This window comes from Streptomyces sp. NPDC048419 (assembly GCF_043200415.1).
In the GTDB taxonomy this organism is placed as follows: domain Bacteria; phylum Actinomycetota; class Actinomycetes; order Streptomycetales; family Streptomycetaceae; genus Streptomyces.
Window position 1 is genome coordinate 93,322 of record NZ_JBICXT010000024.1, and the last position, 21,510, is coordinate 114,831.

General features: G+C 72.3%; 21 protein-coding genes. 8 read left to right on the forward strand and 13 right to left on the reverse strand.

Annotation, left to right across the window (positions count from 1 at the left end; genetic code table 11):
• Positions 1–195: 195 nt before the first annotated feature.
• Positions 196–819, reverse strand: a complete 624-nt coding sequence (locus tag ACGFYN_RS36770; RefSeq protein ID WP_393870301.1) for a GntR family transcriptional regulator — start codon at positions 817–819, stop codon at positions 196–198.
• Between the two features lie 279 nt (positions 820–1,098).
• On the opposite strand from ACGFYN_RS36770, the gene ACGFYN_RS36775 reads away from it, so the two are divergent.
• The gene (locus ACGFYN_RS36775) at positions 1,099–1,812 is read left to right on the forward strand and encodes a hypothetical protein (protein ID WP_393870302.1); all 714 of its coding nucleotides are present in this window, start codon (positions 1,099–1,101) and stop codon (positions 1,810–1,812) included.
• Between the two features lie 59 nt (positions 1,813–1,871).
• On the opposite strand, the gene sucB is transcribed toward ACGFYN_RS36775, so the two are convergent.
• The 5 genes from sucB to ACGFYN_RS36800 form a co-directional block, all read right to left on the reverse strand.
• Positions 1,872–3,650 (reverse strand): 2-oxoglutarate dehydrogenase, E2 component, dihydrolipoamide succinyltransferase, encoded by a 1,779-nt coding sequence (gene sucB / locus ACGFYN_RS36780; RefSeq protein WP_393870303.1) that lies wholly within the window; start codon positions 3,648–3,650, stop codon positions 1,872–1,874.
• A 60-nt stretch (positions 3,651–3,710) separates the two neighbouring features.
• Entirely contained in the window at positions 3,711–5,099 is a 1,389-nt protein-coding gene (gene lpdA / locus ACGFYN_RS36785) for a dihydrolipoyl dehydrogenase (RefSeq protein WP_393870304.1), read from the reverse strand.
• 245 nt (positions 5,100–5,344) lie between these two features.
• A complete protein-coding gene (locus tag ACGFYN_RS36790; RefSeq protein WP_393870305.1) occupies positions 5,345–6,871 on the reverse strand; it encodes a leucyl aminopeptidase in 1,527 nt (508 codons plus the stop codon).
• A 202-nt stretch (positions 6,872–7,073) separates the two neighbouring features.
• Positions 7,074–7,679 (reverse strand): RDD family protein, encoded by a 606-nt coding sequence (locus ACGFYN_RS36795; protein ID WP_393870306.1) that lies wholly within the window; start codon positions 7,677–7,679, stop codon positions 7,074–7,076.
• Between the two features lie 44 nt (positions 7,680–7,723).
• Positions 7,724–8,518: an adenosylcobinamide-GDP ribazoletransferase gene (locus tag ACGFYN_RS36800; RefSeq protein ID WP_393870307.1), complete on the reverse strand. Its 795-nt coding sequence runs from the start codon at positions 8,516–8,518 to the stop codon at positions 7,724–7,726.
• Between the two features lie 60 nt (positions 8,519–8,578).
• Between ACGFYN_RS36800 and ACGFYN_RS36805 the strand changes: the two genes are divergently transcribed.
• Complete coding sequence (locus tag ACGFYN_RS36805) at positions 8,579–9,340, forward strand: hypothetical protein (protein WP_393870308.1); 762 nt, start codon at positions 8,579–8,581, stop codon at positions 9,338–9,340.
• On the opposite strand, the gene ACGFYN_RS36810 is transcribed toward ACGFYN_RS36805, so the two are convergent.
• The 3 genes from ACGFYN_RS36810 to cobT form a co-directional block, all read right to left on the reverse strand.
• The gene (locus ACGFYN_RS36810) at positions 9,241–10,149 is read right to left on the reverse strand and encodes a hypothetical protein (protein WP_393870309.1); all 909 of its coding nucleotides are present in this window, start codon (positions 10,147–10,149) and stop codon (positions 9,241–9,243) included. The genes ACGFYN_RS36805 and ACGFYN_RS36810 overlap by 100 nt on opposite strands.
• A gap of 10 nt (positions 10,150–10,159) precedes the next feature.
• Positions 10,160–11,896, reverse strand: coding sequence for a phosphatidylglycerol lysyltransferase domain-containing protein (locus ACGFYN_RS36815; protein WP_393870310.1), 1,737 nt, complete (start codon positions 11,894–11,896; stop codon positions 10,160–10,162).
• Between the two features lie 84 nt (positions 11,897–11,980).
• Positions 11,981–13,108, reverse strand: coding sequence for a nicotinate-nucleotide--dimethylbenzimidazole phosphoribosyltransferase (gene cobT / locus ACGFYN_RS36820; RefSeq protein ID WP_393870311.1), 1,128 nt, complete (start codon positions 13,106–13,108; stop codon positions 11,981–11,983).
• Positions 13,109–13,245: 137 nt separating this feature from the next.
• Here cobT and ACGFYN_RS36825 point away from each other — a divergent pair, with 137 nt between their 5' ends.
• Positions 13,246–13,779, forward strand: coding sequence for a class I SAM-dependent methyltransferase (locus ACGFYN_RS36825; RefSeq protein ID WP_393870312.1), 534 nt, complete (start codon positions 13,246–13,248; stop codon positions 13,777–13,779).
• Here the strand turns inward: ACGFYN_RS36825 and ACGFYN_RS36830 are convergent.
• Positions 13,768–14,970: a bifunctional adenosylcobinamide kinase/adenosylcobinamide-phosphate guanylyltransferase gene (locus ACGFYN_RS36830; protein ID WP_393870313.1), complete on the reverse strand. Its 1,203-nt coding sequence runs from the start codon at positions 14,968–14,970 to the stop codon at positions 13,768–13,770. The genes ACGFYN_RS36825 and ACGFYN_RS36830 overlap by 12 nt on opposite strands.
• Positions 14,971–15,085: 115 nt before the next feature.
• Between ACGFYN_RS36830 and ACGFYN_RS36835 the strand changes: the two genes are divergently transcribed.
• Positions 15,086–15,298, forward strand: a complete 213-nt coding sequence (locus ACGFYN_RS36835) for a hypothetical protein (RefSeq protein WP_393870332.1) — start codon at positions 15,086–15,088, stop codon at positions 15,296–15,298.
• 185 nt (positions 15,299–15,483) lie between these two features.
• Here the strand turns inward: ACGFYN_RS36835 and ACGFYN_RS36840 are convergent, their stop codons facing one another.
• From ACGFYN_RS36840 to ACGFYN_RS36850, 3 genes are all read right to left on the reverse strand, one after another.
• Positions 15,484–16,563: a S1C family serine protease gene (locus tag ACGFYN_RS36840; protein ID WP_393870314.1), complete on the reverse strand. Its 1,080-nt coding sequence runs from the start codon at positions 16,561–16,563 to the stop codon at positions 15,484–15,486.
• 57 nt (positions 16,564–16,620) lie between these two features.
• The gene (locus ACGFYN_RS36845) at positions 16,621–17,322 is read right to left on the reverse strand and encodes a class I SAM-dependent methyltransferase (protein ID WP_393870315.1); all 702 of its coding nucleotides are present in this window, start codon (positions 17,320–17,322) and stop codon (positions 16,621–16,623) included.
• A gap of 83 nt (positions 17,323–17,405) precedes the next feature.
• Positions 17,406–18,077, reverse strand: a complete 672-nt coding sequence (locus ACGFYN_RS36850) for a DUF3043 domain-containing protein (protein WP_393870316.1) — start codon at positions 18,075–18,077, stop codon at positions 17,406–17,408.
• Between the two features lie 203 nt (positions 18,078–18,280).
• Between ACGFYN_RS36850 and ACGFYN_RS36855 the strand changes: the two genes are divergently transcribed.
• From ACGFYN_RS36855 to ACGFYN_RS36870, 4 genes are all read left to right on the forward strand, one after another.
• Positions 18,281–19,075 (forward strand): PspA/IM30 family protein, encoded by a 795-nt coding sequence (locus ACGFYN_RS36855; RefSeq protein WP_393870317.1) that lies wholly within the window; start codon positions 18,281–18,283, stop codon positions 19,073–19,075.
• A gap of 31 nt (positions 19,076–19,106) precedes the next feature.
• Positions 19,107–19,385 carry a hypothetical protein gene (locus tag ACGFYN_RS36860; protein WP_393870333.1) on the forward strand — a complete coding sequence of 93 codons (279 nt, stop codon included), beginning with the start codon at positions 19,107–19,109 and terminating at the stop codon, positions 19,383–19,385.
• A 92-nt stretch (positions 19,386–19,477) separates the two neighbouring features.
• The gene (locus ACGFYN_RS36865) at positions 19,478–20,698 is read left to right on the forward strand and encodes a sensor histidine kinase (RefSeq protein WP_393870318.1); all 1,221 of its coding nucleotides are present in this window, start codon (positions 19,478–19,480) and stop codon (positions 20,696–20,698) included.
• Between the two features lie 73 nt (positions 20,699–20,771).
• A complete protein-coding gene (locus ACGFYN_RS36870) occupies positions 20,772–21,458 on the forward strand; it encodes a response regulator (RefSeq protein WP_393870319.1) in 687 nt (228 codons plus the stop codon).
• The last annotated feature ends 52 nt before the right edge of the window (positions 21,459–21,510 follow it).

The window sequence follows — 21,510 nt, forward strand, 5'->3', positions numbered from 1 at the left end:
TTTGGCAGGACAGGGCGCTGGGCCTCGGTTCAGGCCCGAGGGCGACAATAACTCCCTGATCGATGATCGATCAAAGGGTTCCAGGGCAAAATCTCTTGATTACGAGAAAGTCGGCATGCGGTGCCTTGGTCGGTGGCACCGGGTGCCGCGTGTTGGAAGGGTTTCCGCAGGTGAGCGAGGGGATGCTCGGCTGTGTCAAGCCCGCGGCGCGCAGCCCAGCACGTGGGACTTCACCAGCTCGGCGATCCTCGGGTCCCTCCTGCGGAACGCCTGCACCAGCTCCTCGTGCTCCTCCGCGTACGACTGCTGAACGGTTCCCAGCCAGCGGATGGACAGTGCCGTGAAGACTTCGATGCCCAGGCCCTCCCAGGTGTGCAGCAGCACGGAGTTCCCGGCGGCGCGCACCAGTTCGCGGTGGAAGCCGACCGTGTGCCGCACCTGGCCGGTGCCGTCGGCGGCGCGGTCGGCCTGGTAGAGGGCGGCGACGTGCGGCTCCAGGGCCGAGCAGTCCTCGGCCAGGCGGTCCGCCGCCAGCTCCGCCGCGATCGCCTCCAGGCCGGCCCGGACCGGGTAGCTCTCCTCCAGGTCGGCGGCCGTCAGATTGCGCACCCGCACGCCCTTGTTGGGCGCCGACTCGATCAGCCGCAGCGACTCCAGCTCGCGCAGCGCCTCCCGCACCGGCGTCTGGCTGACCTCCAGCTCGGTGGCGATGCGCCGCTCCACGATCCGCTCGCCCGGCTGCCAGCGCCCGCTGACGATCCCTTCCACGATGTGCTCGCGGATCTGTTCGCGCAGCGAGTGGATGACGGGCGCGGTCATGAGGGCTCCTTAGGGAGGGGCCGCCCATCGGCCCCGCGGGCGTTTGACGTTTAGACAATAAGGCCGCGAGGCCTCTCGGGAGGGGCGCACGGGGGCGCTTTCGTGCAGGTGAGACGAGACTTACACGCCGAACAGAGCGTTGTCGCGTGTAAAGACCCGTACCGGACCCGACCCGGAGCCGTCACCGCCGTGTCACGGCGAGAACCCCCGGGCGCCCCGTGCCGTCGCGGTCGGCAAGGGTGTCCGGACGGGGCGCCCCCGCACCATCTGGGGGACGGCATGAACATCGGGGAACGGCGCAGCAGGCTCGGCTGGACGGTCGCGGTGGCCCTCGCGGGCACCGTCATCGGCGTCACGGGGTGCCGGCCGACCCCCACCGCGGCGTCCGGCGGAGGCACCCGTCCGGCGGCCACCGCCGCGGCGGCGAACGGCGAGCACGTCCAGGGCATGGCCGGCTCGGCCGTGGCCCCCGGACGGCCCGCCGGGCCCGGCGGGGCCTGCGTCTTCGTCAAGCCGGACGGGGCGCAGAAGTTCGGCCACGTCGGCTGGGGCTTCCGGGTCACGGGCACGGACCGATGGGTCTACGGCGCCGTCGAGAACCCCACGAACGAGCTCTACACCCCGCCCGGCGGCTACATCGGCGCCTGGCACGCGCAGGGCTCGTACGCCCGCATGCTCGGTGAGATGTCCCGGGACGCGCACTACCCGGGGAAGTCCACGCACCCGTACAGCCGCTACCGCTGCGTCTCGTCCCCGGCCGGTGACGTGGACGCCGCCCGGAAGATGATCCGCACCGTGGAGAGCCGCGGCTTCCTCGTCGGCCCCGACCGGACGACCGGCGACCTGACCTCGCGGGACTGCCTCGACGCCACCTACGACGTACTGCACGCCTACCGGGCGCGGCACCTCACCTACGCGCCGCACCTGGACATCCCGAACGTGTGGGTGGAGACACTGTGGGACTGGAGCGACCACTCCCTGGCACCGCACTAGGACGGCGCCCCCGTCCGGAGTTCCGGACGGGGGCGCGTCTGCAGGACCTGCTGGAAGCCTTACAGGCCGAGCTCGACCTCGAACTCGCCCGCCTCCAGGATCGCCTTGACCGAGGTCAGGTAACGGGCCGCGTCGGCGCCGTCCACCAGACGGTGGTCGTAGGAGAGGGTCAGGTAGGTCATGTCGCGGACGCCGATGACCGTGCCCTCCTCGGTCTCGATGACCGCCGGGCGCTTGACCGTGGCACCGATGCCGAGGATCGCGACCTGGCCCGGCGGCACGATGATCGTGTCGAAGAGCGCGCCGCGCGAACCCGTGTTGGAGATGGTGAAGGTCGCGCCGGACAGCTCGTCGGGCGTGATCTTGTTGGCGCGGACCTTGCCGGCCAGCTCCGCCGTGGCCTTCGCGATGCCGGCGATGTTGAGGTCGCCCGCGTGCTTGATGACCGGGGTCATCAGGCCCTTCTCGGAGTCCACCGCGATACCGATGCTCTCGGTGTCGAAGTAGGTGATCGTGCCTTCGCCCTCGTTGATCCTGGCGTTGATGGGCGCGTGCGCCTTCAGCGCCTGGGCCGCGGCCCTGACGAAGAACGGCATCGGGGAGAGCTTGACGCCCTCACGAGCCGCGAACGCGTCCTTGGCGCGGGCGCGCAGCTTCATCAGACGCGTGACGTCGACCTCGACGACCGAGGACAGCTGCGCCTGCTCGTGCAGCGCCTTGACCATGTTGTCGCCGATGACCTTGCGGATGCGCGGCATCTTGACGGTCTGGCCGCGGAGGGGAGAGGCCTCCAGGGCCGGCGCCCTCTTGGCGGCCGGAGCGGCGGCGGCCGGAGCCGGGGCGGCAGCGGCGGCCTTCGCGGCCTCGGCGGCGGCGATGACGTCCTGCTTGCGGATACGGCCGCCGACGCCGGTGCCCTTGACGCCGGCCAGGTCGACGCCGTTCTCGGCGGCGAGCTTGCGCACCAGCGGGGTGACGTAGGCGCCCTCGTCCGTGGCACCCGCGGCGGGCGCGGGAGCGGCCGGGGCGACCGGAGCCGGAGCGGCCGGCGCGGGCGCCGGGGCGGCCGGAGCCGGAGCAGCGGCGGCCGGGGCGGGCGCGGGAGCCGGAGCGGCGGGCGCCGGCGGGGCCGCGGGGGCGGCCGGGGCCGGGGCCTCGGCGGCGGGTGCGGGCGCCGGGGCGGCGGGCGCCGGAGCGGCCGCGGGAGCGGCACCGGCGGCGCCGATGACGGCGAGCTTGGCGCCGACCTCGGCGGTCTCGTCCTCGCCGACCACGATCTCCAGCAGCGTGCCGGAGGCGGGCGCCGGGATCTCGGTGTCGACCTTGTCCGTGGAGACCTCGAGCAGCGGCTCGTCGGCCTCGACGGAGTCGCCGACCGACTTCAGCCAGCGGGTGACGGTGCCCTCGGTGACGGACTCGCCGAGCGCGGGCAGGACCACATCCGTGCCGGACGCGCCACCCACCGGAGCGGCCGGAGCGGCGGCGGCAGGCTCGGGGGCAGGGGCGGCCGGGGCCTCGGCGGCGGGCGCCGGGGCGGGCTCGGCGGCGGGGGCCGGAGCCTCCGCAGCGGCCGGGGCGGGCGCGGCAGCCGGCGCGCCGGTGCCGTCGTCGATGACGGCGAGCTCGGCGCCGACCTCGACGGTCTCGTCCTCGGCGACCTTGATGCTGGCGAGGACACCGGCGGCGGGCGAGGGGATCTCGGTGTCGACCTTGTCGGTCGACACCTCGAGCAGCGGCTCGTCGGCCTCGACTCGCTCGCCCTCGGCCTTCAGCCAGCGGGTGACAGTGCCCTCGGTGACGCTCTCGCCGAGCGCCGGAAGGGTTACGGAAACCGCCATGGTTTCGGTTGCTCCTTACGAATTGCGGAAGTCTGAGTCGTCGCTTGTTCGACCGAGGGGTCAGTCGTGCGAGTGCAGGGGCTTGCCGGCCAGGGCCAAGTGCGCCTCGCCCATCGCCTCGTTCTGCGTCGGGTGGGCGTGGATGAGCTGCGCGACCTCGGCGGGCAGCGCCTCCCAGTTGTAGATCAGCTGGGCTTCGCCGACCTGCTCGCCCATGCGGTCGCCGACCATGTGGACGCCGACCACGGCACCGTCCTTGACCTGGACGAGCTTGATCTCGCCCGCGGTGTTGAGGATCTTGCTCTTGCCGTTGCCCGCGAGGTTGTACTTCAGAGCGACGACCTTGTCCGCACCGTAGATCTCCTTGGCCTTGGCCTCGGTGATGCCCACGGAGGCGACCTCCGGGTGGCAGTAGGTCACCCGCGGCACGCCGTCGTAGTCGATCGGGACGGTCTTCAGGCCGGCCAGACGCTCCGCCACCAGGATGCCCTCGGCGAAGCCGACGTGCGCGAGCTGGAGCGTGGGCACAAGGTCACCGACGGCGGAGACGGTGGGCACGTTGGTGCGCATGTACTCGTCGACCAGGACGTAGCCGCGGTCCATGGCCACGCCCTGCTCCTCGTAGCCCAGGCCCTGCGAGACCGGGCCGCGGCCGACCGCGACGAGCAGGTACTCGGCCTCGAACTCCTTGCCGTCGGCGAGGGTGACCTTGACACCGTTCTGGGTGTACTCGGCCTTGGAGAAGAACGTGCCCAGGTTGAACTTGATGCCGCGCTTGCGGAACGCGCGCTCAAGAAGCTTGGAGGAGTTCTCGTCCTCGACCGGGACGAGGTGCTTGAGTCCCTCGATGACGGTGACGTCCGCACCGAAGGACTTCCACGCGGAGGCGAACTCGACGCCGATGACGCCGCCGCCCAGGATGATCGCGGACTGCGGCACGCGGTCCAGGACCAGCGCGTGGTCCGAGGAGATGATGCGGTTGCCGTCGATCTCCAGACCCGGCAGCGACTTCGGCACGGAGCCGGTCGCCAGCAGGACGTGCCGGCCCTCGACGCGCCGGCCGTTCACGTCGACCGAGGTGGGCGAGGACAGCCGGCCCTCACCCTCGATGTATGTCACCTTGCGGGAGGCGATGAGTCCCTGCAGGCCCTTGTAGAGCCCGGAGATGACGCCGTCCTTGTACTTGTGGACGGCGGGGACGTCGATGCCCTCGAAGGTGGCCTTCACGCCGAACTGCTCGCTCTCGCGGGCCTGGTCGGCGATCTCGCCCGCGTGCAGCAGGGCCTTGGTGGGGATGCACCCCTTGTGCAGGCAGGTACCGCCGACCTTGTCCTTCTCGATCAGGGCGACGTCCAGGCCCAGCTGCGCCCCGCGCAGGGCCGCGGCGTAACCACCGCTACCACCGCCGAGGATCACTAGGTCGAAAACGGTGCTGGCGTCGTTCGCCACGTCACGTCCTCCATGCTGTGCGCCGTACGCCGGTCAGCAGTGACCGGGCGGCGGCTGGTGTCCGGCCGCTCTTTCTTCGGCCCTGTGGTGGGGGCCCTGTCCTGCCGTGGCCCATCTTCGCACTTGTCGGAGGTGAACGAGACGCCGGGCCGGTGTGTGAGACGTCCCACGTTCACTTGAGCACCCGACGGAAAAAGGGGGGCTCCGCCCTACCCGCGCGCGGAGCCCCCTCACTCATTTCTGCATCAGCCCAGGTCGCCCGAGGCGGTCAGCTCCGCAAGGCGGACCAGGGTGCGCACCGCCGTACCCGTGCCGCCCTTCGGGGTGTAGCCGAACGAGCCGCCCTCGTTGAAGGCCGGGCCCGCGATGTCCAGGTGCGCCCAGGTGATGCCCTCGCCGACGAACTCGCGCAGGAAGAGACCCGCGACGAGACCGCCGCCCATCCGCTCGCCCATGTTGGCGATGTCGGCGGTGGGGGAGTCCATGCCCTTACGCAGGTGCTCCGGCAGCGGCATCGGCCAGGCCGGCTCGCCGACCTCCTCGGCCGCCTCGTGCACCGCGGAGCGGAACGCGTCGTCGTTCGCCATGATCCCGAAGGTCCGGCTGCCCAGCGCCAGCATCATCGCGCCGGTGAGGGTCGCGACGTCCACGATGGCGTCCGGCTTCTCCTGGGAGGCCGCCCAGAGCGCGTCCGCCAGCACCAGCCGGCCCTCGGCGTCGGTGTTGAGGACCTCGACCGTCTTGCCGCTGTACATGCGCAGCACGTCACCCGGCCGGGTCGCGGAACCCGAGGGCATGTTCTCGGCGAGCGCCAGCCAGCCGGTGACGTTCACGTCCAGGCCCAGGCGCGCTGCGGCGACCACGGCGGCGAAGACGGCCGCCGCGCCGCTCATGTCGCACTTCATCGTCTCGTTGTGGCCCGCCGGCTTCAGCGAGATGCCGCCCGAGTCGTAGGTGATGCCCTTGCCGACGAACGCGAGGTGCTTCTTCGCCTTGGAGGGGGTGTACGACAGCTTGACCAGCCGCGGCCCCGACGCCGAACCGGCGCCCACGCCGAGGATGCCGCCGTAGCCGCCCTTCTCCAGGGCCTTGACGTCGAGCACCTGCACCTTGATGCCGTGCTCCTTGGCCGCGGCCAGCGCCACGGCGGCGAACGCCTCGGGGTTGAGGTCGTTCGGCGGGGTGTTGATCAGGTCGCGGGCGCGGTTGAGCTCCTCGGCGACGGCGACGGCGCGCTGGACGGCCGCCTTGTGCTCCTTGTCGCGGGGCTTGGCGCCGAGCAGCGCGGCCTCGGCGAGCGGGGCCTTGCCGTTCCTGGCGTCCTTGCCGTTCTCCTTGTAGGCGTCGAACGAGTACGCGCCGAGCAGCACGCCCTCGCCGATCGCGCACACGTCGGCGGCGTCGCCGACGGGCAGGGCGAAGGCGGCCTTCTTGGCGCCGGTGAGGGCACGGGCGGCGGAGCCCGCGGCCTTGCGCAAAGCCTCGGAGTCGAATGCTGCCTGCGCGTCCTTGTCGGGCTCCTGGCCGAGGCCCACCGCCACCACGAGCGGGGCCTTGAAGCCGGAGGGCGCGGGCAGCTTCGTCACCTCGCCCTCGGCGCCGGACGCGCCGAGGGTTTCCAGGACGCCGGCGAGCCCGCCGTCGTAGGCCTTGGCCACGGCCTCGGCGCCCGGCGCCACGACCGGGCCCTTCGCGCCCTTGGCCACACCGATCACGATCGCGTCGGCCCGAAGACCGGGCGCCGCGGCGGTGCTGAGAGTGAGAGCAGTCACGGTGGTGAAATCTCGCTTCCGATGTGAAGTTCCTGTGGTCGATCTGTGTGGGTCGACCGGGCCCGACAGCCGACCCTAGATCCGACGTCAGGGTGCGGTCTCAGCGGGGCCTTCCCCGGTACGGCGAACACTCGGGTCGAGACTACGCGCGTGCGCGCTCGGGCTCATTCCCCGCGCCGTCCTCGCATCGGCCGCGCGTCGCTCAGAAGGTACGAACCGGGGGCGCGGCGGCGCCGGTTCGGATGCCGAGGCCGGTGACGGCGGTACCGGCCAGGCGGTCGGCGAGGGAGCGGCGGGTGGGCGAGAAGACCGGGAGCGCGTTGAGGAAGAACACGGCGACGGCCAGCGCCCACACGGCGACCGACAGCAGGAACTCGCCCTCGATGAGCAGCACGCAGGCGACGGCGTAGACGGCGATGTCGGCGGCGGTGGTGACGGCGGCGCGCACCGCGGCACGGCGCGGGAGGCTCGGGGTGACCTTCAGGCCGAGGAGCCCCTTGCCGATGGTGCGCCCGGCGAAGGAGAGACAGGCCCACTGGTAGAGGAAGGTGACGACGATCAGCAGACCGAACGCCTCCTCCACGTAGAGCACGGCCTTGTCCCACAGCGACACCCCGAAGCCCTCGGAGGCGCCGATCACGTCGCCGCGCGAGGTCAGCAGGTCCAGACCGCCGCGGGTGGCGAGTTCGGGCACGTCGGCGACGAGCGCGGAGATGCGGTGGAAGGTGAGCACGGCCAGTGCGGCGGCCAGCGCCAGCACCAGTGCGAAGTCGATGAACCAGGCCGTGGCACGGCGAAGCTTCGGCACGAACGTCCCCCGATCAAATCCCTGTGTCCGTACGGCCGATGAGACTACTGCCCCAGTGACAGCACCAGGAGGCAAACGGTCGCCGCCGTCTCGGCCAGCCCGCCGAACACGTCGCCGGTCACTCCTCCGAAGCGGCGCGTGCAGTGCCGCAGGAGCAGTTCGGCGACGAGCAGCGCGGCGACGACCGCGACCGCCGTGCGGACGATGTCGTACGTCCCGAGGAGCGCGCCCGCGGCGGCGGCCGCGCCGGTGACGAGGACCGCGGTGAGCGCCGCCGCCCGTACCGGCACCACGCCCGCGACCGCCGCGCCGAGGCCCTCGGGGCGGGCGGCCGGCACCCCGGAGCGGGCGGCCAGGGTGAGCGCGAGACGGGCGGCGGTCGCCGAGACGACGGCGGCGAGCGCGCCGCGGGCCCATGAGCCGCCGTAGGCCTGGGCCAGGGCGGCCACCTGGGCGAGCAGGACGAGGACGAGCGTGATCACGCCGAAGGGGCCGATGTCCGACTGCTTCATGATGCGCAGCGCGTCCTCGGCGGGCTTGCCGCTGCCCAGGCCGTCGGCGGTGTCCGCGAGCCCGTCCAGGTGCAGGCCGCGGGTGAGGGCTGCGGGGACGGCGGCCGAGGCGACGGCGGCGACGAGGGCGCTCGCGCCCAGTGCCAGCAGGGCCACGCCGATCAGGGCCGCGCAGCCGCCCACGACCACTCCGGCGAGCGGGGCGCAGAGCATGCCGGCGCGGGCCGCGGACCGGTCCCAGCGGGTGACCGGGACGGGCAGCACGGTGAGCGTGCCGAAGGCGAAACGCAGTCCGTCGGGCCAGGGCGTCTTGGAGGGTTCGGGCACCGGCGCAGGTTACCGGGCAGTCGGCGAGAGGGCTGCGACGGGCCTGGATACAGTGCACATATGGGACATTGGCTCCAGCGGAACATCATCGAGCCGGGCAAGCTGCCTCTGTTGCTCGCGCTCACCGCGTTCGTGCTGACGTTCCTGGTCACCCGGGTCGTCACGCGCCTCATCCGGGCGGGCAAGGGGCCCTTCGGCAACGTCAACGCGGGCGGCGTGCACATCCACCACGTGGTGCCCGGCGTCGTCCTGACCATTCTCGGCGGTTTCGGCGCGGTGACCAGCAGCCGGTACGGGTTCGGCGCCGCCGTCTTCGCGGTCGTCTTCGGCGTCGGCGCGGGACTGGTCCTCGACGAGTTCGCGCTGATCCTGCACCTCGACGACGTCTACTGGAGCGAGGAGGGCCGCAAGAGCGTGGAGGTGGTCGTCCTCACGGCCGCCCTGGTGGGCCTGGGCCTCGTGGGCTTCTCACCGTTCGGCGTCAACGACATGACCCAGCAGGAACTCCAGGACCGCGGCAGCGTGATCTCGACCGTGGTCATCAACTTCCTGTTCTCCCTGGCCGTGCTCAGCAAGGGCAAGGCGCGGATGGCGATCTTCAGTGTGATCGTCCCGTTCATCGGCCTGATCGGCGTCATCCGCCTGGCCCGCCCCACCTCACCCTGGGCCAGGCGCTTCTACCGCCGCCGCCCCCGCGCCCGCGCCAGGTCCCTCCTGCGCGCCTACCACCACGACCGCCGCTGGCTGGGCCCTCGCCGCAGGTTCCAGGATTTCCTGGGCGGAAAACCCGACCCGGCACCGGGACGCGTGCTGAGCCGGTGACGGTGCGCGTAGCCCCGCGGGTCCAGGCGCCGGCACCGGGTCCTCCGGCGGACGTGATCGATCTCGCCGAGGGCTCCTCGGCGGGAGAGCCAGGCCCGCCGCAAGCCGCAGAATCCGCTCCGCAGCGACCCCGCCCCCAGCCCACCCCGCGCCGGCCTGCGGCGACGGTGCCGCAGCGCCGGTACCGCGCAGAGCAGGATCACCACCGCGATCGCCGCCAGATGCTCCTTGCCGGCCAGGTTGCCCTTCAGCATGACCTCGATCGCCATCGCGGCCGTCACGGCGCCGGCCGTGGTGTAGGCGCCGTAGCGCCAGCCGAGGAAGACGGCCAGGCCCACCACCGCCGCCGAGGGGCCCGTGTCGACCACGGCGGCGTCCGAGTGCGGGAGGCCGAGGGGGTTGTCGAAGCCGAGCCGGATGCCGGCCCGGGCGTAGAGCGTGCCGGCGAGGGTGGCGGCGTAGGCGATGACGAGGGTGCGCCGGCGGCCCAGGCAGAGTTCCGCGATGCCGAAGACGAACAGGACCTGGACGAGCGCGCCCCAGACGGGCAGGTCCAGGGCCGGGACGAACAGCGAGAGGGGTGTGCGCAGAAGGGCCAGCCACAGGGGGTCCTCGGCGCGCACCGCACCGGCGTTCTGCACGAGCCGGTAGCCCCAGGACTGGTTCTGCGCCAGCTGCACGAGAGCCGTCAGCCCCACCGCCCCGAGCGTTGCCGGGACCGCCCGCCAGCGCCGCTTCAGCAGCGGCTCGCGCGCCGTGACGTACAGGAGACCCCATTCGCCACGGGCCCAGCGGGCGAGTGCCCTCACGCGGTGGTCCTCATCTGTGCGTCTCCAGATGCTTGCGGTGCAGCCACTTCGGCAGTCCCGGCGCCTCCAGGAACCCCTCCGCCCGGGCCGACGCGATGCCGATGCGCGGCAGGTCCGCGCTCTTCTCGAAGAGCAGGAACCGCGGCTCCCAGATGGGCCGGTACTTGGCGTTGGCGCGGTACAGCGACTCGATCTGCCACCAGCGCGAGAAGAAGCTGAGCAGCGAGCGCCACAGCCGCAGCACCGGCCCGGCACCGAGCCGCGCCCCCCGTTCGAAGACCGAGCGGAACATGGCGAAGTTGAGGGAGACCTGGGTGATTCCGATGTCCCGGGCGCGGCGCAGCAGTTCGAGCACCATGAACTCCATCAGCCCGTTCTCGGAGTCCCGGTCGCGCCGCATGAGGTCGAGGGAGAGGCCGTGCGGGCCCCACGGCACGAAGGACAGCACCGCCCGCAACTCGCCCTTTCCGTCGGTGCATTCGAGCATGACGCACCGTCCGTCCTCGGGGTCCCCGAGCCGCCCCAGCGCCATGCTGAACCCGCGCTCGGTGGCCCCGTCGCGCCAGTCGTCCGCCCGCTGGAGCAGATACGCCATCTCGTCGGCCGGAATGTCCTCGTGCCGCCGGATCCGCACGCCGTACCCGGCCCGCTTGACCCGGTTGTAGGCCTGCCGCACGGTGCGCATGGCCCGGCCCTCCAGCGTGAACTCGGCGACCTCCACGATCGCCTCGTCGCCCAGCTCCAGGGCGTTGAGACCGTGGCGTGTGTACACGGTCCCGGCCTCCTCGCTCGCCCCCATCACGGCCGGGATCCACCCGTGCGCCCGCGCCTCGGCGAGCCACGGCTCGATGGCGCCGGGCCAGGCCTCGGGGTCGCCGATGGGATCACCGGAGGCCAGCGAGACGCCCCCGACGACCCGGTACGCCACCGCGGCCTTGCCCGTCGGCGACCACACCACGCTCTTCTCCCGGCGCAGCGCGAAGTACCCGAGCGAGTCCCGTTCCCCCTGCCGCTCCAGCAGCTCCCGCAGCCGCTTCTCGTCGTCCTCGGTGAGCGGGTCGACGGCGCGCCGGGAGCGGAAGGCGGCGTAGAAGACGGCGAGGACGAGGACCGTGCTGAGGACGTTGATGGCGACGTTGGCCCAGTTCGGCGCGTCCACGCCGGGGAAGCGGGACTCGTCGACGGCGATGGAGACCAGCCGGAAGGTGCCGTAGCGCCAGCGCTCCAGGAACGTCGAACTCGCCGCGTCCGGCGCCTGGTTGGTGAGCGTCACCAGCAGGCCGGCGAACAGCGAGGCGGCCAGCGTGCCGCCCACCGCGACCGCGGCGGCGAGCTTCGGATTAGAGCGGTCGCCCTTGGCGTAGAACTCCCGCCGCCCGACCAGCAGGGCGACGACGAAGGCGGCGGTGAGGCCGAGCGAGACCCAGTTCTGGGCGTACTGCCGGATCTCCGGGAACACCATGGCGAAGCCGAACAGCCCGAGGAAGGGGCCCGCAAGCGCCAGGTTGAGGATCCACGCGGCGCGCTTGCGGCGCCGCATGGTGACGGCGAGGAAGGCCGTGAACACCCCGGAGGCGAAGCCCGCGGTCAGGAGGTACGGCGTGAAGAAGTTCTCCTGGTTGTGCCGTCGCACGTCCTGTCCCAGCGACACCCACACGGCACTGAGAAAGTTGACGAACGCGACGGCCCGCAAATACCAGACGGCGAATGCGGCGGACCGCCGCGAGGCAATTCGGGCATCTCCCATGGATAAGGATCATATGGGCGATGCCCTGATGAACCCCTCCATCTTTGGTCGCCGGTCGGTCGACTTTCGGCTCTGGCGCGCCGCCTAGCCGATCTCTTCCGCCTCGGTCTCCTCGTCCTTCTTCTCGCTCACGGTGTCTTTGTCGCCGTCACCCTCGCGCGAGGGCTCCGGCTTCTCCGGCAACTCCGCGGCGAGCGCCGCCGAGGCCTGCACGAGCGGCAGCGCGAGCAGGGCGCCCGCGCCCTCGCCCACGGTCACCCCGTGCGACAGCAGCGGCTCCAGCGCCATCCGGTCCAGGGCCTTGGCCTGTCCCGGCTCCCCGCTGTCGTGCGCGGCCAGCCACCAGTCCGGCGCCCGGAACGCGACCCGCTGCGCCACCAGCGCACAGGCGGCCGCCACGACCCCGTCCAGGATCACCGGCGTCTTGCGCACCGCGCTCTGCAGCAGGAAACCCGTCATCGCGGCGAGATCGGCGCCGCCCACCGCCGTGAGCAACTGCAACTGGTCGCCCAGCACGGGCCGCGCCCGCCGCAGCGCGTCCCGGATCGCCGCGCACTTGCGCATCCACACCAGGTCGTCGATGGCGAGCCCGCCCCGCCCGGTGACGACCGAGGCGTCGGTCCCGCACAGGGCGGCGATCAGCACGCCGGCCACCGTCGTCCCGCCCACGCTCACATCGCCGAGCGCCACCAGGTCCGTGCCGGAGTCGGCCTCCTCGTCGGCCACCGCGATCCCGGCGCGGAACGCCGCCTCGGCCTCCTCGGCCGTCAGCGCGTCCTCGATGTCGATACGCCCGCTGCCGCGCCGCACCCGGTGCCGCACGACCTCGTCGGGCAGCGTCTCGGGGTCGCAGTCCAGCGCCATGTCGACGACGCGCACCGGCACGCCGAGCCGGCGCGCGAGCACCGAGACCGGACGGCCGCCCTCCAGGACCTCCCGCACCAACTCGCCGGCGCTGCCCGCGGGCCGTGCCGAGACGCCCAGTTCGGCGACTCCGTGGTCACCGGCGAAGAGCACCACCCGCGGCCGTTCGATCGGCCGCACCGGCACGGCGGCCTGCGCGGCGGCCAGCCACTCACCCAGGTCGTCGAGCCGGCCCAGCGATCCGGGCGGCACGATCTGGCGCTCCCTGCGCGCCTCGGCGTCGCGCCGCACCCCGCCGTCCGGGCGCTCGATCAGATCGGTGAAGTCGTCGAGATTAAGCGAGCTCATTCGCCGAACAGTACCGGCACCGGTCGAACAGGACAGCGCCACAGGGGCACCACGCGCACACGACGTCGTTGCCCCCAGGTTCTTGATCCCTTACGTTCCGTTTTGCAGCGGATTGTCGTACGCCTCCGGGAGCCGCCATGAACAGCCTGCGCAGACGCGTCAGCGCCGTCGACCGGCACAGACGCCACCGTTCGACGGCCCGCGCGATCCAGCGGCTGCTGCCCGAGCCGGAGAGCTGGCTGGACGTCGGCACGGGCGAGGCCCACTTCCCCGAGACGGCGCGGGAACTCTTCCCGTACACCTCCATCGACGGCCTCGACCCGGGCCCGCGCGTGGCCTACGCCCGCCATCTGGAGCGCATCGAGGAGGCGTACGCGGGCCATGTGACGGACCGGCACATCACGGCGATCCTGCGGGGCCGCTACGACGTCGTCACCCTCCTCGACCGCCGCTCACCCGTCCCGGACCCCCGCACCGAACTCCACGCCGCCCTCACGCTCCTGCGCCCCGGCGGCCTCCTCCTGGTGGAGGCGGCCCCGCAGGATTCGTACGAACTGCGCCGCCGACTCGAGGCCCAGGACTGCGTGATCGTGGCCGCGAGCCGGCACGTCCTGGACCGGCTCCCGTACACGTACCGGATCATCGCGCGCCGGCCCCGGTCAGCCGCGTAGCACCAGCGCCTGGCCCGCCACCACCAGCAGCACGTGCTCGCACTCACCGGCGAACGCCGCGTTCAGGCGGCCGAGTTCGTCCCGGTAGCGCCGCCCGGACGCCGTGGCCGGCACGATGCCCGAGCCCACCTCGTTCGACACGGCGACCAGGGTCCGCCGGGTGGCACGCACCGCCTCCGTCAGCTCCCGCACCCGCTCACGCAGCGCGCGCTCCCCGCTGTCCGCCCACTCCGCGTCGTCCCATGCCCCGACGGAGTCCATCGCGTCCGTCAGCCACAGGGACAGACAGTCGATCAGCAGCGGCGGCCCGTCCGCCTTCAGCAGCGGCACCAGGTCGCAGGTCTCCTCCGTCCGCCAGGACCCCGGACGCCGCTCCCGGTGGGTGGCGACCCGTGAGGCCCACTCCGTGTCGTCGCCCCGGGAGCCGCCCGTCGCCACGTACAGCACTCCGGGGAAGGCTTCCAGGCGCCGCTCGGCCTCCACGGACTTCCCGGACCGGGCCCCGCCCAGCACCAGTGTCCGCCGCGGTACGTCGGGCACGTCCTCGTACACCCCCACCGTCAGCGTCGTCCCGTCCGGCACGGCCCGTGCCCCCGCGGCGGCGAGCCGCCGCTCCAACTCGCGTCCCGGCGGCACGTCGTGGTCCAGGTGGACGGCGACGACGTCCGTGGTCGGGCCGAGCGCCCCCACCGCCCGCAGCTTCGCCAGCGCGTCGGGGCGCCCCACGGCGTCGACGAGCACCATGTCGTACGACTCGGCCGACCCGTTCTCCAGGCCGGCGGGTGCGCCGCCGGGCGGCAGATACAGCAGCCGCTGCCCGTTCGGCCCGGTCACCGCGTACCCGGTGCCCGGCGCGTCCATCGCCACCGCCCGCACCCGATGCCCCGTCAGGAGCGCCAACTCCCGCCCGTCCGGTACCCGTCCGGGGTGGGGCAGCCCCGCGGGCACCTCGACCGGCGGTCCGTCGTGCGGGTGCGAGAGCAGCACCTGCCGTACGCCGCCCAGCGAATGACCGGACCGCGCGGCCGCGAACGCGGCGCCCGGCGTCAGGTCGAGCAGCAGCGTCCCGTCCACGAGCACGGCAGTCGCCGCCCGCGCGTCACCGCCGAGCGCGGTCGCGCAGGCGGCGCAGGGACAGTCGGGGCGGGGCAGGCCCGCGGGGGCACCGGTGCCGAGCAGAGTCACTTCCACGACAGTGATTTTCGCGTGTCTGCGCAGGTGCTGCCCGTCCGACTAGTCTTCTGGGCAGGAGCCGGACCAAGATCCGGCTTCTGCTCTGCAGGTGCCCCAGACACGGGAGGCGTACATGGCGGCATGGACGTGGCGTTTCGAGAAGGCGGACGGGGCTGAGGTCCAGCCCGCGGTGCAGCCCGAGGAGTTCACCACGCAGGGAGACGCCGAGTCCTGGATCGGGGAGCACTGGAAGGCCCTTCAGGAAGGCGGCGCCGACCAGGTGCGGCTGTTCGAGGATTCCGCGCAGATCTACGGACCGATGAGCCTGCACGCCGAGGAGGCATAGGCGGTACGGGGGATTCGGAGAGGGGGGGGGGGGGGGGGGGCGCCCCCCCCCCCCCCCCCCCCCCCACCCCCACCCCCCCGCGGGGGGGGGGGGGCGGGGGGGGGGCCCCCCCCCCCCCCCCCCCCCCTCTCCACTGCCCGCCGAGCTCTCCACTGCCCGCCGAGCTCTCACTGCCCGCCGAGCTCTCACTGCTCGCCCAGCGTCACGTCCGCCTTCTTCTCCTGCCCATTGCGGGTGTACGTCACCGACGTCTTGTCACCCGGCTTCTCCGCGGCCAGCGCCTCGGTCAGCGACGTGATCGTGGTGACGTCCGTGTGGCCCAGCCGGGTGATCACGTCCCCGGCCCGCAGACCGGCCTTGTCGGCCGCCCCGCCGCTCTTCACCTCGACCACCGCGACCCCGGCGGGCTGAAGCTGGTCGTCGACGACCGTACGGCCCGTGATGCCCAGCGCGGCCCGGCCCGAGTCGGTGACCTTGCCGCTCTTGATGATCTGGTCGGCGACCGTCTTCACCATCGACGACGGGATCGCGAACCCGATGCCGGGCGCCGCGCTGTTGCCGAGGTTCGGGTCGGTGGCGGCGAGCGTCGGAATGCCGATGACCTGCCCGTCGAGATTGACCAGGGCGCCGCCGCTGTTGCCCGGGTTGATGGCCGCCGACGTCTGGATCATGTTCCCGATCGTCGCGCCCGTACCGCCGCCCGAACTGTTCTCGGTGACGGTCCGTCCGGTCGCCGACACGATCCCCTGCGTCACGCTGGACGACAGCCCGAGCGGCGAGCCCATCGCCAGCACGATCTGCCCGACCTGGACCTTCGAGGAGTCCGCGAAGGCGGCGGGCTTCAGCCCCTTCGGCATCGTGTCCAGCTTGATGACGGCGAGGTCCTGCGCCGGGTAGGAGTAGACGCTCCTGGCGGTGAGCGTGTCCTCGCTGTTGGCGGTCGTCACCTGGAACGTCTTCTGGTCCCCGACGACGTGCGCGTTGGTGACGACGTGCCCCTGGTCGTCGTAGACGATCCCCGAGCCCAGGTCGTTGCCCGCCTGGATCTGCACCACCGACGGCAGTACGTCCTTGATCACCTTCTGGTAGTCGCTCTGCAGGTCTTCGCCCGACATGGGTACGGCCGCCTGCGCGGCCCGGGTGGTCGACTTCTCCTTCCCGCCCTGGGGCGCGGAGCCGGAGCAGCCCGAGACGAGCGCGAGGGAACAGCACAGCGCGGCCGCCGAGACGAGCAGCCGGAAGGCGGGGGTACGGGAAACGTCCATGCCCCGAGTCTCACGGCGGGCCGGATGCCCGGCTCGTGGTGCACGCCCGAATGGGGCTCAGCCGCGCACCCCGCACAGGTGCAGCAGCGCCGCCACCCCGCGGTAGGGATCCGTCCGCCCGGCCCGCTCCTCGGCCGCGAGCAGGGTCTCCACGTCGGCCGGGAGCTGCGCCCCGTCCGCCGCGGTGTCCGTGAACACCCGCACCCCGTACCAGGCGTGCAGGGGCGCGGCGATCCCGGTGAGCGTGGCCGTCAGCGTCTTCAGCCGGTCGGCGCGCACGTCGAGCCCCAGCCGGTTGGTGTACGACACGGTGTCGAAGGCGCCGAGCGCGGCCGGCCAGTCCCCGGACAGCCCCGGCCGCATCGCCAGCGCGTCGGCGTTGCGCACGAGCAGCGACAGCAGCCCGCCGTGGGCGAGCATCCGGGCCAGCCCGGCCAGCAGCGGGTCCGGCTCCTCGACGTACATCAGCACGCCGTGGCACAGGACCACGTCGAAGCTGCCCGGCAGGAAGTGCACGCCGGTGTCCCGGCCGTCGCCCTCGATGATCCGCATCCGTTCCCGGATGCCCTCCGGCTCACCGGCGAGCGCCTCGCGCGCGACCGCGACCATCGTGGCGTCCTGCTCGAGGCCGGTCACCTGATGCCCGGCCCGCGCCAGGCGCAGCGCCTGCGTGCCCTGGCCCATGCCCACGTCGAGCACCCGCAGCCGCTGCCCCACCGGGAACCGCGCCGCCATCTGCTCGTCGAGCTGCCGGGCCACCAGCTCCTGGCGTACGACATCCCGCAGCCCGCCCAGCCTGCTCAGCCAGGCATCCGCCGCGCCCCCGGAGAAAGATGTCGTGCTCAGGGCCGCTCTCCGCGCTTGACCTGCGGTTTCGGCAGCCGGAGGCGACGCATCTGCAGGGAGCGCATCAGGGCGTAGCGGGTGGCGCCCTTCGTGTTCTGGTCGGGGAAGCGCGCGGCGAGCGCCTTGCGCAGCCGTACGGCACTGACGACCGCGTCCAGCACGATCAGCACGATCACGATGAGCCACAGCAGCAGCGCGATGTTCTGCAGCGCGGGCACCCGGACGATGCTCAGCACGAGGATGACCACGGCCATGGGCAGGAAGAACTCCGCCACGTTGAACCGGGAGTCGATCCAGTCGCGGGCGAACTTGCGGACCGGGCCCTTGTCGCGGGCCGGCAGGTACCGCTCGTCACCGCCCGCCAGCGCCTGACGCTGTCGCTCCAGCGCGGCTCGGCGATCCGAGCGCTGGCGCTTGGAGGCGTCCTTGCGCGTCATCGAAGTGTTGGCGACGCTGCGGCGCTGGGACTGGGCCTCATTGCGCTTGGGCGTGGGCCGACCCTTCGGGGCCTGCGGGTCTCTGGGCTGCTTGGAGTCGGTCACGGACACCTTGGAGGTGCTGACCTTCTCTTCCTTGGCACGGCTACGGAACACAAAACCCAAGGGTACGGGGTGGCCGGGGTTGGACCACAGCCCCGCGGGGAACGATCCGGCAACACCAGTCGTCATGTAAGGGACAGAGGGGACGTTGCGCACGTTGCGGTTCCCTGGGGGGCCACCTACTCCCTACGCCGGATCGGGATCGGCAGCAGTCGTCCTTGCGGATGAGCGCATCCGTCCCCGAACAGTGCGTCAATGGATGCAGGGCCCGTACTGTGGGTTCTGTCGCAGAGCTGGAGCCGGAGTCGGTCAGAAGGGGGCGCGCGAAGCCCATGAGCGGTGTCATGAAGCGTATGGGGATGATCTTCCGCGCGAAGGCGAACAAGGCCCTTGACCGGGCCGAGGACCCGCGCGAGACCCTCGATTACTCGTACCAGAAGCAGCTGGAGCTGCTCCAGAAGGTGCGCCGAGGCGTGGCGGACGTGGCCACGTCCCGCAAGCGGCTGGAACTCCAGCTGAACCAGCTGCAGTCGCAGTCGTCCAAGCTGGAGGACCAGGGCCGCAAGGCGCTGGCGCTGGGCCGTGAGGACCTGGCCCGCGAGGCGCTGTCGCGCCGTGCCGCCCTCCAGCAGCAGGTCACCGACCTGGAGACGCAGCACGCGACGCTGCAGGGCGAGGAGGAGAAGCTCACCCTGGCGGCCCAGCGGCTGCAGGCCAAGGTCGACGCCTTCCGTACCAAGAAGGAGACCATCAAGGCCACGTACACGGCGGCCCAGGCCCAGACCCGGATCGGCGAGGCCTTCTCCGGCATCTCCGAGGAGATGGGCGATGTCGGCCTGGCGATCCAGCGCGCCGAGGACAAGACGGCGCAGCTCCAGGCCCGCGCCGGCGCCATCGACGAACTGCTCGCCTCCGGCGCCCTGGACGACCAGTCCGGCATGCACAAGGACGAGATCCAGGCCGAGCTGGACCGGATCTCCGGTGGTACGGATGTAGAGCTGGAACTGCAGCGCATGAAGGCGGAGCTGGCCGGAGGGTCGAGCTCGCAGCAGGCCATCGAGGGCGGCACCGGTCAGGGTCAGTCCCAGCAGCAGCCGACGGACACCCCGCGCTTCGACAAGCAGTAGGGGCCACGCCTAGGAGGCCGACATGGGCGACATGATCGTACGGATCATGGGGGAGGGGCAGGTGAGGCTGGCGGAGAGCCACCTCACCGAACTCAACAAGCTGGACGACGAACTCCTGAGGGAGATGGAGAACGGCGACGGTCCCGGCTTCCGCCGCACCCTGGAGGCCCTCCTCGGCAAGGTCCGCGAACTCGGCACCCCCGTCCCCGACGACTCCCTGGAACCGTCGGATTTGATCCTGCCGTCCCCGGACGCCACCTTGGAGGAGGTCCGGGAACTGCTCAGCGACGACGGCCTGATCCCGGGCTGACACCGGGGTCCGGGCGCGCAGCCCCCGACGGCCGTCGCAAGGCACCGGCACCACCCGTTCCGGCCCGGCGTACACCCCCGTACTGTCAGAGCGTGAGCACACTAGACCGCACCAGATGCCAGCTCAAGGCCCATCCGCTGGCACTGGACGCGGCCCTCGCGGCCGGCGTGCTCGCCTGCATGGTGGCCGGCTCCTTCGTGGACCCGAACGGCAGGAACGGCGTGGAGTGGGGCATCCGCACCCCCGACCCGCTCGCCCTGGTCCTCATGACCCTCGGCGCCCTCGCCCTGGTCTTCCGCCGCCGCGTCCCGCGGACGGTCCTCGCCCTCACCGGCACCCTCTCGGTGATCGAGAGCGTCGTCGACGACCCCAGGGCACCGGTCGCGATGTCCGCGGTCGTCGCCCTGTTCACCGTCGCCGCCACCACCGACCGCCCCACCACCTGGCGTCTCGGCCTGCTGACGATGACCGTGCTCACCGGCGCCGCCATGCTCGCCGGGCCCCTTCCCTGGTACGCCCAGGAGAACCTCGCCACCTTCGCCTGGACCGGCATCGGCGCCACCGCGGGCGACGCCGTCCGCAGCCGCCGAGCCGTGGTGCAGGCCATACGGGAGCGCGCCGAGCGCGCGGAACGCACCCGTGAGGAGGAGGCCCGGCGCCGCGTCGCCGAGGAACGCCTGCGCATCGCCCGCGACCTGCACGACGTGGTCGCCCACCACATCGCCCTGGTCAACGTGCAGGCCGGCGTCGCCGCGCACGTCATGGACAAGCGGCCCGACCAGGCCAAGGAGGCCCTCGCCCACGTCCGTGAGGCCAGCCGCTCCGCGCTCAACGAACTCCGCGCCACCGTCGGCCTGCTGCGCCAGTCCGGCGACCCCGAGGCCCCGACCGAACCGGCTCCCGGCCTGGACCGCCTCGACGAACTCGTCGGCACCTTCCGCAGCGCGGGCCTGCACGTCGACGTCGCCCGCGCCGACCAGGGCACCAACCTGCCCGCCGCCGTCGGCCTGGCCGCCTACCGCGTCATCCAGGAAGCCCTCACCAACGTCCAGAAGCACGCCGGTACGGAGGCCAAGGCCGAGGTCAGCGTGGTGCGCGTCGGCCCGAACGTGGAGATCACCGTCCTCGACAACGGCGCCGCCGAGGACGACGAGCCGGTGAGCGGCGGCGGACACGGCCTGCTCGGCATGCGCGAGCGCGTCACCGCCCTGCGCGGCACCCTCACCACCGGCCCCCGCTACGGCGGCGGCTTCCGCGTCCATGCCATCCTTCCGGTCAAGACCCGCTCCCGCGCCGCGGAAGAAGCCGTATGACCCGCCGCCGCACGCCCCTCCGCCGGACGGCACACCGGACACCCACCACCCCGCCCCCTGCGAAGGACCCTGCATGACGACCATCCGCGTCCTGCTCGCCGACGACCAGGCCCTGCTCCGCAGCGCGTTCCGTGTGCTCGTCGACTCCGAGCCCGACATGGAGGTCGTCGGCGAGGCGTCCGACGGCGCGGAGGCAGTGCGCCTGGCCAAGGAGCAGCGGGCCGACGTCGTCCTGATGGACATCCGGATGCCCGGCACGGACGGCCTCGCCGCCACCCGCATGATCAGCGCCGACCCCTCCCTCGCCCAGGTCCGCGTGGTGATCCTGACGACCTTCGAGGTCGACGACTACGTGGTCCAGTCGCTGCGCGCCGGCGCCTCCGGCTTCCTCGGCAAGGGCAGCGAACCGGACGAGCTGCTGAGCGCCATCCGCGTCGCGGCCGGCGGCGAGGCGCTGCTCTCCCCGGCCGCCACCAAGGGCCTGATCGCCCGCTTCCTCGCGCAGGGCGACTCCGCCGACGACGGCCGCGACCCCGCCCGCTCCGAACGGCTCGGCACGCTCACCGTCCGTGAGCGCGAGGTCCTGGTCCAGGTCGCCGGCGGCCACTCCAACGACGAGATCGCCGAACGCCTCGAGGTCAGCCCGCTCACCGTGAAGACGCATGTGAACCGGGCCATGTCCAAGCTGGGGGCGCGCGACCGGGCCCAGCTGGTGGTGATCGCGTACGAGTCCGGACTGGTACGTCCGAGGGTGGAGTGAACTCAACCCTCCGTACTGCGCCCGGAGTATGCGCCGGATAAGGAAAGTGGAC

Bases quoted from the DNA above. Each gene is read 5' to 3' on its own strand.
- ACGFYN_RS36855 (WP_393870317.1), top strand. From the start codon at position 18,281: ATGAGCGGTGTCATGAAGCGTATGGGGATGATCTTCCGCGCGAAGGCG.
- sucB (WP_393870303.1), bottom strand. From the start codon at position 3,650: ATGGCGGTTTCCGTAACCCTTCCGGCGCTCGGCGAGAGCGTCACCGAG.
- ACGFYN_RS36805 (WP_393870308.1), top strand. From the start codon at position 8,579: ATGGGACATTGGCTCCAGCGGAACATCATCGAGCCGGGCAAGCTGCCT.
- ACGFYN_RS36850 (WP_393870316.1), bottom strand. From the start codon at position 18,077: ATGACGACTGGTGTTGCCGGATCGTTCCCCGCGGGGCTGTGGTCCAAC.
- ACGFYN_RS36825 (WP_393870312.1), top strand. From the start codon at position 13,246: ATGAACAGCCTGCGCAGACGCGTCAGCGCCGTCGACCGGCACAGACGC.
- ACGFYN_RS36835 (WP_393870332.1), top strand. From the start codon at position 15,086: ATGGCGGCATGGACGTGGCGTTTCGAGAAGGCGGACGGGGCTGAGGTC.
- ACGFYN_RS36770 (WP_393870301.1), bottom strand. From the start codon at position 819: ATGACCGCGCCCGTCATCCACTCGCTGCGCGAACAGATCCGCGAGCAC.
- ACGFYN_RS36775 (WP_393870302.1), top strand. From the start codon at position 1,099: ATGAACATCGGGGAACGGCGCAGCAGGCTCGGCTGGACGGTCGCGGTG.
- ACGFYN_RS36840 (WP_393870314.1), bottom strand. From the start codon at position 16,563: ATGGACGTTTCCCGTACCCCCGCCTTCCGGCTGCTCGTCTCGGCGGCC.
- ACGFYN_RS36860 (WP_393870333.1), top strand. From the start codon at position 19,107: ATGATCGTACGGATCATGGGGGAGGGGCAGGTGAGGCTGGCGGAGAGC.
- cobT (WP_393870311.1), bottom strand. From the start codon at position 13,108: ATGAGCTCGCTTAATCTCGACGACTTCACCGATCTGATCGAGCGCCCG.
- ACGFYN_RS36870 (WP_393870319.1), top strand. From the start codon at position 20,772: ATGACGACCATCCGCGTCCTGCTCGCCGACGACCAGGCCCTGCTCCGC.
- ACGFYN_RS36815 (WP_393870310.1), bottom strand. From the start codon at position 11,896: ATGGGAGATGCCCGAATTGCCTCGCGGCGGTCCGCCGCATTCGCCGTC.